11 protein-coding genes are annotated in these 13,407 nt (G+C 67.6%); 7 read left to right on the forward strand and 4 right to left on the reverse strand.

Annotation, left to right across the window (positions count from 1 at the left end; genetic code table 11):
* Nucleotides 1-12 precede the first annotated feature (12 nt).
* Entirely contained in the window at nt 13-1,047 is a 1,035-nt protein-coding gene (locus GBRO_RS12450; RefSeq protein WP_012834300.1) for an LLM class F420-dependent oxidoreductase, read from the reverse strand.
* A gap of 131 nt (nt 1,048-1,178) precedes the next feature.
* Here GBRO_RS12450 and GBRO_RS12455 point away from each other — a divergent pair, with 131 nt between their 5' ends.
* Nucleotides 1,179-1,766: a PadR family transcriptional regulator gene (locus tag GBRO_RS12455; RefSeq protein ID WP_012834301.1), complete on the forward strand. Its 588-nt coding sequence runs from the start codon at nt 1,179-1,181 to the stop codon at nt 1,764-1,766.
* Here the strand turns inward: GBRO_RS12455 and GBRO_RS12460 are convergent.
* Nucleotides 1,747-2,157, reverse strand: a complete 411-nt coding sequence (locus GBRO_RS12460; protein ID WP_012834302.1) for a nuclear transport factor 2 family protein — start codon at nt 2,155-2,157, stop codon at nt 1,747-1,749. The two genes, GBRO_RS12455 and GBRO_RS12460, sit on opposite strands and share 20 nt — an antisense overlap.
* A 72-nt stretch (nt 2,158-2,229) precedes the next feature.
* Nucleotides 2,230-3,078 carry an EamA family transporter gene (locus tag GBRO_RS12465; RefSeq protein WP_041920476.1) on the reverse strand — a complete coding sequence of 283 codons (849 nt, stop codon included), beginning with the start codon at nt 3,076-3,078 and terminating at the stop codon, nt 2,230-2,232.
* Nucleotides 3,079-3,263: 185 nt separating this feature from the next.
* Here GBRO_RS12465 and GBRO_RS12470 point away from each other — a divergent pair, with 185 nt between their 5' ends.
* Nucleotides 3,264-4,214 carry a LysR family transcriptional regulator gene (locus GBRO_RS12470; RefSeq protein ID WP_012834304.1) on the forward strand — a complete coding sequence of 317 codons (951 nt, stop codon included), beginning with the start codon at nt 3,264-3,266 and terminating at the stop codon, nt 4,212-4,214.
* Here the strand turns inward: GBRO_RS12470 and GBRO_RS12475 are convergent.
* Entirely contained in the window at nt 4,180-5,295 is a 1,116-nt protein-coding gene (locus tag GBRO_RS12475; protein ID WP_041919874.1) for an alpha/beta hydrolase, read from the reverse strand. The genes GBRO_RS12470 and GBRO_RS12475 overlap by 35 nt on opposite strands.
* Nucleotides 5,296-5,774: 479 nt before the next feature.
* On the opposite strand from GBRO_RS12475, the gene GBRO_RS12480 reads away from it, so the two are divergent.
* The 5 genes from GBRO_RS12480 (at nt 5,775) to GBRO_RS12500 (ending at nt 13,301) form a co-directional block, all read left to right on the forward strand.
* Nucleotides 5,775-6,899: a glutamate--cysteine ligase gene (locus GBRO_RS12480; RefSeq protein ID WP_012834306.1), complete on the forward strand. Its 1,125-nt coding sequence runs from the start codon at nt 5,775-5,777 to the stop codon at nt 6,897-6,899.
* Nucleotides 6,900-7,047: 148 nt separating this feature from the next.
* Nucleotides 7,048-8,583 (forward strand): DUF3375 domain-containing protein, encoded by a 1,536-nt coding sequence (locus GBRO_RS12485; RefSeq protein WP_012834307.1) that lies wholly within the window; start codon nt 7,048-7,050, stop codon nt 8,581-8,583.
* On the forward strand, nt 8,580-9,380 hold the full coding sequence (locus GBRO_RS12490; RefSeq protein WP_012834308.1) for a DUF4194 domain-containing protein: 801 nt from the start codon (nt 8,580-8,582) through the stop codon (nt 9,378-9,380). Before GBRO_RS12485 ends, GBRO_RS12490 begins: the two co-directional genes overlap by 4 nt.
* Complete coding sequence (locus GBRO_RS12495; RefSeq protein ID WP_012834309.1) at nt 9,377-12,742, forward strand: ATP-binding protein; 3,366 nt, start codon at nt 9,377-9,379, stop codon at nt 12,740-12,742. Before GBRO_RS12490 ends, GBRO_RS12495 begins: the two co-directional genes overlap by 4 nt.
* 55 nt (nt 12,743-12,797) lie before the next feature.
* Complete coding sequence (locus tag GBRO_RS12500; protein ID WP_083775584.1) at nt 12,798-13,301, forward strand: M15 family metallopeptidase; 504 nt, start codon at nt 12,798-12,800, stop codon at nt 13,299-13,301.
* The last annotated feature ends 106 nt before the right edge of the window (nt 13,302-13,407 follow it).

Raw genomic sequence — 13,407 nt, forward strand, 5'->3', positions numbered from 1 at the left:
GGCGGGCGGCACTCAGTCCAGAAGCGCGGCGAGTTGTTCCACCTGCTCGACGCTGCCGGGGGAGACGAGCATCGTCGTGACACCGGCGGCCTCCCAGATCCCGATCTGCGTGCGCACGTGGTCGAGGTCGCCGACGATCGCGGAGTCCTCGACGACCTCGTCGGGGATGACCCGTGCGGCTTCGTCTTTGCGGTCGCTACGGAACAATGCGGTCACCTCGTCGACGACGTCGCCATACCCCATCCGCCGGTAGACCTCGGCGTGAAAGTTGGTGTCCTCGCTGCCCATTCCACCCATGTACAGGGCCAGGAAGGGCTTGATCGCCTCGAAGGTGCCGGCGCGATCGTCGGTGATCACGATCTGGGCGGTGGCACAGATCTCGAAATCGGCGCGGCTGCGACGCGCCCCGGGGCGGCCGAAGCCGTCGTCGAGCCATTCGTTGTACTGATCGGCCATGCGCGGCGTGTAGAACAAGGGCAACCAGCCGTCGGCGATCTCGGCGGCAAGGGCGATGTTCTTGGGACCCTCGGCGCCCAGCATCACCGGGATGTCGGCGCGGCGTGGGTGAGTGATCGGCTTGAGTGGCTTGCCCAGTCCGCTGCTGTTCGCACCGGTCAGCGGGAGCGGGTAGTGCGGTCCGGCGCTGGTCACCGGTGCTTCGCGGGCCCAGACCTGCCGCATGATGTCGATGTACTCGCGGGTGCGGGCCAGCGGTTTGCCGAAGGTTTGTCCGTACCAGCCCTCGACCACCTGCGGACCCGAGACCCCGAGCCCGACGATGTGCCGTCCACCGGACAGATGGTCGAGCGTCAGTGCCGCCATGGCACACGCCGTGGGCGTGCGTGCCGACAGTTGTAGAACAGACGTCCCCAATCGCACGTGGCTCGTCGATGATCCCCACCAGGCCAACGGGGTGTAGGCGTCCGATCCCCATGCCTCGGCCGTGAAGACACTGTCGAAGCCGGCGCCCTCGGCCGCCGTGACCAGTTCGGCGTGATTCGACGGCGGCTGCGCGCCCCAGTATCCGAGTTGCAGACCGAATTTCATCATCATCCTCCGATGGCCGGTATCGCTGGTGTGAAACTACGCGGCGCAGCGTTGCCAATCAAGAGCCGAGTAGTCATATTGTTGCCTATCTGATCATGCCGTTCTGACGTGCAGCCCGGGAGGTCTCGCCCATGTCCTTGCGCCACGCGATCCTGGCCGCCCTGCTCGACGGTGGCGCGTCCGGATATCAACTCGCGAAGAACTTCGACGTGTCGGTGGCCAGTTACTGGTTCGCGACGCCACAGCAGCTCTACGCCGAACTCGGCCGCCTCGAGGCCGCCGGGCTGATCGCGGGCCGGGAGATCATCCAGGACCGACGGCCCAACAAGCGCCAGTTCACCCTCACCGACGACGGCCATCGCGAACTCGAGGCCTTCCTCGACGCGGGTTCCAAGCCGACCTTCATGCGCGACGAACTGCTGGTGCGGGTGTATGCGTGCGACGCGGGCGACACCGGCCGGTTGATCGAGGACCTGCGCGCCCGGGCCGACCAGGCCATCACGAAGGCCGAGTTCATCGAGGGGCTGTTGCGCAAGCTGCGTGGCGATCGCTCCGAAGATCGATTCCTCGCCGAGAGTCCCCGAATCGGGCCCTATCTCACGGGATTGCGCGGGATCGCCTTCGAGCGTGAGAACGCGGCCTGGTGTCGTCGAACCGCGTATGTGCTCGATGACCGCAGCGCCACCACGGGCTCGACCGTCACGTCGCCGGACGAGTGATCTCCTCGGCCGCTTCCGCCGAGATCTGGTCGAACTGTGCGCCCATCGCCTCGGCGAGGGCGGTGGCGCCGGACAGCGGCCGCACCATCACCATGAAGTCGTCGATCTTGCCCTCGTCGTCGAGATGCAGGAAGTCGCAGCCGGTGATGCTGCGGCCGCCGACCTTCGCTTCGAAGACCAGTGCATGATCGCGTCCCTCGGGGTCACCGATCTCGCGGACGTAACGGAAGTCGGTGAACACGCGCAGAACCCCACGCAGGATCGCCGCGGTGATCGCCTTGCCCTCATAGGGCGCGAAGGCGACCGGGCTGGTGAACACGACATCGTCGGCGAGAAGATCGGCCATCGCCTCGGTGTCCCGCTTCGCCACGGCGTCTCGAAATGCGCGCATCGCTGCCTCCTGGTCAATTTGTTGACCAAAGCCTAGAAGTATGTGCGCTTCCAGACAAGCCGCGAACCGCCGTCAGGCCTGCGACGGGGCCCCGGCACGGGGAGGACGCGCCGCGGTGATCGTGGTCCCGATGCTTGCGATGATGACCAGCGTGATCGCGGCGAGACGCAGGGGTCCGACCGACTGATGCAACATCACCCACCCGGCGAATGTCGCGACGATCGGTTCGAGACTGAGCAGGACGCCGAAGACGTGCCGGGGCAACCGGCGAAGTGCCGACAGTTCCAGGCAGTAGGGGATCACCGACGCGAGTACCGCTGTCCCGACGGCGAGAGCCACGGTGGTCGCGTCGGACAGCGCGACGGCCGCGCCGCGGACGCCCATCGGTGCCACGGCGAGAGCGGCGATGACCAGCCCGACGGCGAGTCCGCCGTGCCCGGGCACCGCGGCCCCGAGCCGCGCGCTGGTGAGAATATAACCGGCCCAACATAATCCGGCTATGCAGGCGAAGGCCACCCCGACCGGGTCGAGATGGGCGAGACCGAACAGGCTCTCGGCGCCGAGGATGCCCATGCCACAGGGCGCCACGGCGACCCACACCAGATCGAGTCGTCGACGGGACAGGATCGCGGCCAGCCCCAGCGGCCCGAGGAACTCGATGGCGACCGCGGTCCCGAGCGGAATCCGGTCGATCGCGGCATAGAAGGCGGTGTTCATCGCGGCCAGTGCCACCCCGTAGGCACCCGCGGCTCGCCACTGCGCCGTCGTCCACCCGCCGACACGCGGCCGGATGGCGACGACCAGGATCAGGGCCGCAAACGCCAGCCGCAGGGTCGTCGTACCCAGCACCCCGGCGATCGGGAACAGGGCAACCGCCAGCGCGGCGCCGAACTGCAGGGAGAGGCAGGAGCCGAGGATCATCGCGAGAGGCGTACCGATCCCGTTGCGATGCAACGGGATTCGTGTGCGAGACAGGACCTGGCCGGTCATCACGGCCGACGCCGGTGGATCAGTGACATGACACCCAGATTCCACCCGCGCATTACGTCAGTCCAGCAACTCCTTCTTGCGAGTTATCGTAAGTATTACTTACGTAAGGGTTGATCATGCTCAGTGTGTCGCGGTTGCGGCTCCTCGTCGAACTACATCGGCGAGGCACGCTCGCCCAGGTTGCCGAGGCCTTGTCGTACACGCCGTCGGCGGTCTCGCAGCAGTTGTCGTTACTCGAACGGGAAGCGGGCGTGCCGCTGCTCGAACGTGTCGGGCGAGGCGTGCGACTGACCGGTGCCGCGGTGACGCTGGTCGCGCACGCCGAAGCCGTGCTCACCCAACTGGAACTGGCCGAGTCCGATCTCGCGGCCGTGCAGTCGACCGTCGGCGGAGCGCTGCGGGTGGCGTCGTTTCAGACAGTGGTCTTCGCGATCATCCCGCAGGTCCTCGACCTGCTCGCGGCGCGACATCCCGACCTGCACGTCGATTTCAGCCAGCTGCAGGTCGACGAGGCCTACGACGGCCTGCACTCGCAGCGATTCGACGTCATCCTGGGCGAGGAGTACCCGGGACTACCCGAGCCGATCCGCCCCGGCATCGACCGGTCCGACCTCGTCAACGATCCGCTGCGCATCGCGCTGCCGCTGTCCGGTCGCTGGGCAGCACGCCCGGTCACGCTCGCCGAGCTCGCCGACGCACCATGGGCGATGGACCCGGCGCACAGCGCGACCGGTACCTGGGCCCGGGGTGTCTGCCGCACCGCCGGGTTCGAACCCTGGGTGCGTTTCGAGAGTCCGGACCCGTTGATGCACTCGCATCTGGTCCGCGGCGGTCATGCCGTGGCGTTCATCCCCGCTCTGATCGCCGCCGCGGTGGCCGGTGTCGCGTTCGGTGGACTGCCCGGTGATCCGGAACGGATCCTGTACACGGCGGTCCGGACCGGCCGCGCCGGTCATCCCGCCGTCGGCGCGTTCCGATTGGCGCTCGCCGAGGCCACGACCACGCTGGCCACGTCGCAGCCGTCGTGGGCCATCAGTGGGTCTGCTCGGCGTTCGGGTCGGGTTTGACCACCCGCCCGGACAGTTCCTGCAACGCACGGAACACCTGCTTGGAGGATTCGGCCCACGGCATCAGGATCGGGAAGACGTGGAACATCCCGAATTCCTCCATCGCGTACACCTCCACGCCGGCCGACTCGAGACGTTCGACGAACTGCCGGATGCCGTCGCGGAACATCTCGTCGGCACCCCAGCAGACGAAGGTCGGCGGGAACCACTCGGGATCCAGATCGCCGTCGACGATCGACACCCGGGCGTCATTGGGTTGCACACCCTGCAGGTACGGGGTCACCGGCACATTCCAGGGCAGGATATCGAGATCGGCGTTCTCGGTGACGGAGGGATGATCGAGATCGAGGTCCACCTCGGGTGAGAACAAGGCGACCGCAGCAGGCATCGGCATGGATCTGCTGTGGAGATAGGACACCAGCGAGGTGGCCAGACCACCGCCGCCAGAATCCCCGGCGATCACCAGGTGATCCGGTGAGACACCGCGGTCGAGCAACCCCTGATAGGCGTCGGCTGCATCCAATACGCCTGCGGGAAAGGGAAATTCGGGAGCCATCCGATAGTCGGCGATGAACACCTCGTGGCCGGTCGTGTTGACCAGCGAGGCGGTGAATGCCGAGTACATGATGGGCGAGGTCCCGATATAGCCCCCGCCGTGCAGATACAGAATGGTCGCCCCGATCTCCTGCCGTTCGGCGGGGTCGTCGACGTAGTTCTCCGAGCTGGCCCGGGCACGGCACCACAGGCCGTGGATGCCGCCGACGACGTCACTGGTGATCTCGACGCCGTCGGTCAGCGCGATGAACGGCGGCATGACCGCCTTGCAGACGTCGTCGAGGATCTTCTCCATCGAGCGGAACTCGTCGATCGGCAAGCCCATCGAGTAGCCCATGAACGAGCGGACCGCCTGCCGGGTGACCGACTGCCCGAGGTTGTCCAGGAGACCACCGGGACCCTGCCACGGTCGGCGGAACGGGACACGCGCGAGCCCGTTCAGCATGTTCTCCGCCAGCCCGACGACGGCGAGCGCCGTGACCGGACCGGACGCGGTTCTCACCTCGGGGCGATCTGCCATGACCATGACTCAACTGTAGAGCGCTCGCGTGCTGCCGGCGCGATCGAGCGGCCGGGGTCGCCACCGCGCTGAGCGGCCGGAAAACAGGAAAGATCTCCGGCAGACGGGAAGGGGAGCGGGTGAAGACGACCTGACCGGAAGAAGGTTCCCGGCGCTCAGTCGGGTCGGGGTCTGACCGACCGGCCGGGAAACCGATCGGTACATCGATGCGGGCCGGCCGGGCGTTACACCCACCCGCGATCGTGTTCAGCCCAGCCGACAAGGATCTCCGCCATCCCCGGCTTGCGCAGGTCGGTGATGTCACGCCAGGGCACGCGTCGTCGACACCGTGGTCGTGCCCGCCCACGACCGTTCACCGTCGGCACATTCCGTCGACAACGCTCCGACAACGCCGAGTACTGCGACTATGCGACGGCGGATCTGCCTGACATACAAGAAACGTCAATCGGTCCGCGCCGCTGGGTCGGTCCTACGATGACAAGGTGATGTCAGATGGTGCCGAACACGGCCCCGACGCGCTCGTGGTGGCCCCGACAGTCGGGGTGGAGGAAGAGTTCATCCTCGTCGACCCCGCCACCGAGCATCCGGTGGCACGTAATGGAGAGGTGGCCGCCGCCGCGTCACGGCGCGGTGTCGACCTCGAGCTGGAACTCACGTCCTGTCAGGTCGAGACCGCCACCGCGCCCCACCACGCGGTGGCCGACCTCCTCGACGAGCTGACCCGGCTGCGGTCGGTGGTCGCCGCGGCCGCCGCCGAGGTGGGCGTCGGGGTGATCGCGGCCGGGGCGCCGCCGACGGTGCCCGTTGCATTCCCCATCACCGACACCGCGCGGTACCGCCGGATCGGCGAACGTTTCGGCATGCTTGCCCACGAGCAGGGCGTCTGCGGATGCCACGTGCACGTCGCGGTGCCAGATCGCGAGACCGCGATCGAGGTGAGCAACCACCTGCGGCATCGGTTGCCGGTTCTGCTTGCGCTGTCGGCCAATTCACCGGTCTACCGAGACGCCGACACCGGACATGCGAGTTGGCGGTGGGTGCTCTGGTCTCGGTGGCCGGCGGCCGGGCCACCACCGCACCTGCGCTCACGCGAGCACTTCGAAAGCCTGGTGACGATGTTCGTGGCGAGCGGCGCGATCCTCGACGACCACATGGTTTATTGGGACGTCCGGCCGTCGGATCATCTACCCACCATCGAGGTCCGCGTCGGCGATGTGCAGCCAACGGCATCCGAGGCGGCCGCCTTTGCCGCCATCGTGCGTGGGCTGACCCTCACCGCACTCCGCGACATCGACGCCGGCATCGCCGCTCCCGAGATCGACACCGCCATCCTCGACGCCGCGATGTGGAAGGCCGCGCACGACGGCATCGACGGCGCGGGCATCGATGTACTCACCGGAGAATCGGTGCCGGCCCTCGACCTGGTCGGCCGGCTCGTCGACGACATATCCGACGCCCTGGACGCCGCCGGCGATGCCGACCTGGTGACGGCGGCCCGACGCAGTCTCGGTTCCCGCGGAAACGGGGCCACGCGTCGTCGCCGGGATTTCCGCGACGGCACCGACGGCCCGGGGATCGCAGGCGCGGCGATGGCCGAGTTCACCGGTTGACGCGAACGCGCGTCCAACAGTGGGAGGCCATGCCGTTTCCGGTTGTGGATCCCCTCGCCCGCCCGATGCGTGGACGTGGCAGACTACCTCGGGTCCTTTCCTCCGGTGACGCCGACGTGTTCACCGGGCAACGATTTCCGAGGAGCGCATGAGGAGTTCGGTGCAGAACGGTCTGGGGCAGAACGGTCTGGGGCACAACGGTCTGGGGCACAACGGTCTGGGAGACGCCGCCGTCGGCCGCTCGTCGCTCGCCGACGCGTGGGAGGCCAACCGGGCAATCCACCGGTCGGCCGCGGTACGACTGTTCGCCGCCGCCAACTCGGCGCTCTACGTCACCCTGATGGAACAGCACCTCGACTTCGGCGTGCGACTCCCCGAGACGGATCTCGCCGTCCGGCTCGAACGCGACATCGCCGAACTCGGCGCCGCCGAAGAACCGAACGGTCTCGAGTTGATCAAGTTGTGGGCCAAACAGGGCTGGCTGCACCGGGTCACCGACTCCGCGGGAGATGCGGCTCCCAACATCTGCTACCTGACCTCCGATGCCCGATCCGTCCTGGACTACGTTCGTCGGCAGCGCCGCGAGGACAGCGTTGCGACCGGCGGATCGATCAACGGTGTCGCGGCCGGGTTGCGGCGAGTGGCCGGGCAGGTGACCAACGATCCCGAGCAGATCCGCGAGGAGATCACCCAGCAGCTCACCGAACTCGACGCCGAACTCGCCGATCTCGACGCCGGTCGTCGACCTGCCCCGGATCTGCGGACCGCCGAGGACGAGGCCCGCGCGATCGCCTACCAGATGGAACAGATCATCACCGACATCGGCCAGTACGGGACGATGCTCGACCGGATCACCACCCAGTTGCTCGACGATCCGCACGATTCCGACCTGGCCTACCGCGACCGGCAGCGCCGGCTGTTCGACGATTACGAGGCGCTGCTCGAATCGTCACAGAGCGCCTCGTATCACGCCTTCAGCCACATGATCGGGGACCCGCAGCAGCGGGCCCGGCTCATCGCCGACATCGAGACGGTGACCGCGCAACTGCCGGGCATCGACACCGGGCTGCGGACGGTGATGGAGAACTTCTTCGGCCTCGTCACCCAGCAGATGGGTGAGGTGGGCCGGACCCGCCAACGGTGTGCGCGTCGCATCCGGCGCTTCGTCGCGTCGGGCACGCTGGAGCAGAGCCGCGGTATCGCCCGACAACTCAACGATGCGCTTGCGACCGCGAACGAACTGCTCAAGACATCGCTCGCGGACCGGCGCATCGGCTACGAGTTGCCGACGGCCACCCCGTCCCTGGCGTCCATCGGGCGGCTGGCCTTCGAGATCCGCGACCCGGCACCACCTGCGCCGGCACTGCCCGCCGACGGTGATACCGACCTCTCCTCCTTCGCGTCGCTGGCCGGACAGGTCGACACCGTGGAGCTGACCGAGGCGGTCAACGCGGCCGTCGAGGCCGGTCCGGTGCCGCTCACCGAGGTGATCGCGCACATCGAGGAGCCTTACCTCGCCCACGTGATCGTGTTGTGGTCCTGGGCGTTGCGTCAGCCCGGCAACACCGCAGGCGAGTCCACCCGAATCCGGTTCCGCTCGCTGCAGGGTGAGGACCAGTCCATCGAGATCCCCGCCCTGACGTTCACCGAACCCATCCCGACCGTGGAGGTCGACGCGCTATGAGCACCGAAACCGAACCGGACGAGTTCGCCGGGTACGACGACCTGCCCGCGGTCAGCACCGCCACGGTGAATCAGCGGCCCACGGGCCCCCGATTCGACGGCGACGTCAGCGAGTTGCCCGATCGGGCGTGCTGGGCCCTGCAGAATCTCGTGGCGCGCCGCTACGTCAGCGGCGACCGGCACCCGCAGCTGTGGTCGTGGGTGAGCGAGTATCAGGACGTGCTGCGGGTGCGACTGTCCGAGCTCGACCTGCGACTGCGGATCGCCGACGAACTGCAGGTGGCCTTCGTCGAACAGGCCGGCTACGACTCCCGTTGGGGCAGAAGAATTCTCAAGCGGGAAACGATCCAGACCTACGACGCGATCCTGGCGCTGCACCTGGCAAAGTACGCACGGGCATCCCGCGAGGAGCATGTGCTGATCACCCGCGAGGAGATCCACGAACTGTTCGCCGGGGTCAGCAACACCATCGACCGCGACCTCGCCCTGTTCGACAAGCGCATCGAGCGCGCCATCGACAAACTCGAGGAACTCGAGTTCGTCCGCAGGCAACGCGACGACCCGGACACCTTCACCGTGAGCCCGGCGATCTCGGCGGTCATGACCGCATCGGTGATCACCGATCTACAACGACAGTTCGACCAGTTCATCTCCTCGGGCGAGGAGGCAGACGGCCCCGACACCCCGGCCCCGACCAGCGGCGAAGCCGACCACCACGATCTCGACCACCAAGACCCTGACCACCACGAACCCGACGAGCGGGATCTCGACGGGGACGACGAAGGAGACGATTGGTGAGCGCGCACGTCGACCAGTACTCGCTGTCCCGATTGCAGCTGATCAACTGGGGTGTCTTCGACGGCTATCACTCGATTCCGTTCAGTCCCAACGGTTCGCTCATCACCGGCTCGTCGGGAAGTGGCAAATCATCACTCCTGGACGCGATCTCACTGGCCTTCCTGCCCGACAACCGGCGCAACTTCAACGCCTCCGGTGACGCCACCGCCGCCGGATCGTCGAGCGGCAAGCGGACCGTGGGCAAGTATGTGCGCGGCGCGTGGGGTGAGCGTCGCGACGGCGCCAACGCCGCGCGCGAGATCATGTACCTGCGCGGCACCGGCCCGGCCTGGGCGGCCATCGCCGTCACCTACACCTCCACATCCGGCTCGTCGATCACCGGCCTGGTGCTCAAATGGCTTGCCGCGGGCAAGATGACCGACGCGCACAGCTCCTACTTCATCCACGACGGCGACGCCGACATCGCCGACGTCTGTAACGCCTGGGCCACCAGCAACCACAACTCGGCACGCCTGCGGGAGGCCGGCTGGCGCGGCGGGCCGGGGGAGGGCCGCTACCTCGCCACGCTCTACTCGCTGATCGGCATCCGCGCCTCCGAGGCGGCCCAGCAACTCCTCGGGAAGGCCAAGTCGCTCAAGAGCGTCGGCGGTCTGGCCCAGTTCGTCCGGGAGTTCATGCTCGACGAACCCACCAGCATCGCCGGCATCAAGGACGCCCTCGAGCAGATCGATCCACTGGTCGAGGCGCGTGAACTGCTCGACGTGGCGCGACGTAAGCGAGCCATCCTCGGCAACATCGAAGCGGTACAGGAACGCTACGTGAGCGAGTCCGCCACCTTCAGTGTGCTCGACACGATCGACTCCTCGACGGTCCGTGCCTACGTCAACAACCTCGGGTTGCACAACGCCGTGCCGGAGGTCGCCGACCTCGACGATCAGATAGCTCGCCTCGACGGTGACCTCGCCGCGCTCACCGCGCAGCATGATCAACTGCGCCAAGATCATTCGCATCTTCTGTCCAGGATCGCGACCTCCACCGGTGACCTCGCACCGCTGCAGGAGCAGCTGGCCGGCGCGCAGAAGGTGAGTAACGAGGCGTCCATCCGGCGCGCGAGCTACGAGCACAAGGTCACCGCACTCGGCTTCTCACCCCCGAACGACGCCGAGGAGTTCTGGACCCTGCGCGAGACCCTGATCTCCGACGCCACCCATATCGACGGCCAGCTCGAGGCGGGTAAGGCACATTTCGCCGAGACCCTGGCGCGCGAGGTCGCCGCCCGAACCCAACGCGACACCGTCGCAGAGGAACTGCAGCGCGTGCGCCAGGCCGGATCGGCGTTACCGCGCGCCGAACACGACATGCGGCGCGTCATCGCCAATGCGCTGCAGGTCGACGAATCGGAGCTGCGCTACGTCGCCGAGATGGTGGAACTCGACCCCGACGAAGAGCGGTGGCGACTGGCCGTCGAGAAGGTGCTGCGGCCGGCGGGACTGCGACTCCTGGTCCCCGACAGGCATTTTCGCGTTGCCTTGCGTTTTGTGAACAACAACGACATGCGTGGACGGATCCAGCTGCATCACGCCGAGGACCGTCCGGCGCCGACCCCGCAGGCCGGCACCCTCGGCGCCACCCTGCGCCCGGTGGATCCCGGCCACCCGTGTTCGGCCGAGGCCGTCTCGATCCTGACCCGGCTCGGCAACTACGTATGCGTGGACTCGACAGCGGAGTTCGGCGACCATCCGAAAGCCTTGACCGACAAGGGACTTCGGAAGGACTCCGCGAAACTCGCCGTCAAGGACGACCGGGCTCCGCTGCGTCCGTCCCAGTACATCTTCGTCGGCAACGTCGACGCCAAGATCGCCGCTCTGCAGGACGAGCTCGACGAGGAACAGCGCGCCTACGACGAGGCGCGGGAGGCGAGCGCCACCCTGGACCGCGAACGCACCGAGCGTGAACAGCGGCGCGACGCCTACCGGCGCCTGTGTGAACAGTTCACACAGTGGAGCGAGATCGATCTCGACTCCGCCGACGATCGCGTCGATCAGCTGTCCGAGCAGTACGACCTGCTGATGGAGGAGCACCCCGACATCGAGGCGCTGCAGCGCAAGGCGGAGGATCTGTGGGAGCAGGTGCGCGGGGCGATCTCACAGGCCGCGCTGGTGCGCGACAAGATGGCCACCCATGACCAACGGCGCACCGCGCTCCTCGACCTCATGGACCGTCTGAAGCCGGAAAGTGTTCCCGCACAGGCACAGAGCACCCTCGACGGTTTCCGTGAAGAACTGGCAGCCACCCTCGACGTGTTGGCGCCGGACGCCTTTCGAACCGATCTCATGAAGGCGGTCGTCCGCGATCGAGACCGTATGCGGTCGGACACCCGTCGCTCACGCGACGAACTCGCCCGCATCCTCGATCGCTACGACGAGGAGTTCCCCGACGCGATCCCCAACGACAGCGACGACTTCGACGAGCGCACCCATGACTACGTGTCGCTGTGCCGGCGGATCGACGAGCGGGAACTGCCGTCGGCCTATGACCGGATGCGCCGGCTCATCACCGAGCAGGCACCGGGCGCCATCCTCAACCTGCATATGGCGGCCGACGCCGAGGAGCGGCGCATCATCGAACAGATCGAGCGGGTCAACAGCGGACTGGGCGCCGTCGCCTTCAACCGCGGTACCCGGCTTCGACTGCATCCGGGTCGCAAGAACCTCGCGGCGGTCGCCGAACTCACCGAGAAGGCCAAGCATATCTCGGGCCGAGCCGCCCCGGTGAGCTTCGGCGACGAACAGGCCATCCTCGAGCAGTACGCCGACATCCTGCTGCTGCGCGAACGCCTGGCGGGTGCCACGCCGGAGGATCGGGCCTGGACACGGGATGCGCTCGACGTCCGCAACCGCTTCGACTTCTACTGCGAGGAGCACGACGCCGAGACCGGGGAGACCATCCGCACCTACAGCAATGCCGGCGACAACTCCGGCGGCGAGCAGGAGAAGCTGATGGCGTTCTGCCTCGCCGGCGCACTCAGCTTCAACCTGGCCAGCCCGAGCGGCGACGACAACCGGCCCATCTTCGCGCAGCTGATGCTCGACGAGGCGTTCTCCAAATCGGATCCGCAGTTCGCCCAGCAGGCCCTCTCGGCCTTCCGGAAGTTCGGCTTCCAGCTCGTCATCGTGGCCACTGTGCAGAACACCAGCACCATCCAGCCCTACATCGACAATGTGATCATGGTGTCGAAGACCGAGGGCACGGTGTCCACGAGCGAGGGCACCAGCGCCCGTCCGGTCGCCACGGCGATGTCGACGTCGATCCAGGCGTTCTCGGATCTGCGACGCACCAGCGGCGCCCGCCTCCCCGTATGACCCCGGGGGTCTCGGTTTCCGCACGGCCGCTCGCCGGGCACGGTTGACTGGTGCGATGAGCACCCGTCCGTCCGGCCCGGCCTGGGTCACCGTCCTCGCCGCTCTCGCGGTGACCGCCGCAGTCGTCACGCCGTTCTCGGCCCCGAAAGCCCAAGCGGCACCCGCGACGTCAGGCCTCGATCCGGTGCTCGCCACGGCCTACCGCCAGGCGGCGGCCACCGCCCATGCCCAGGGGGTGGCGCTGGACATCACGTCGGGTCGCCGGTCGGTGGCTGAGCAACGCCGGCTGTGGCGCTCGGCGATCGCCACCTACGGCAGCCCGCAGGCGGCACGCCGCTGGGTGTTGCCGCCCGAGCAGTCCACCCACGTCACCGGCCACGCCGTCGACGTCGGGCCCCGCGCCGGCGCGCGCTGGCTGCAGACCCACGGGTATCGCTGGGGTCTGTGCCGCACCTTCGTCAACGAGTGGTGGCACTTCGAGGTCGTCACCATACGCGGCCTCCCGTGTCCACCGATGTGGCCCGACGCCGCGGCCCGCGCCGATCGACGGCCCGCCTGACTGCCCGGCCGATCGGTGACACATCTCGTCACATCGTTGGGTCAACCCTGTCTTCGACACCGCAGAAGGGCGGGAACACCGACACGCGAGCACTCCGGGTAACTCG

This window comes from Gordonia bronchialis DSM 43247, from assembly GCF_000024785.1.
In the GTDB taxonomy this organism is placed as follows: Bacteria; Actinomycetota; Actinomycetes; order Mycobacteriales; family Mycobacteriaceae; genus Gordonia; species Gordonia bronchialis.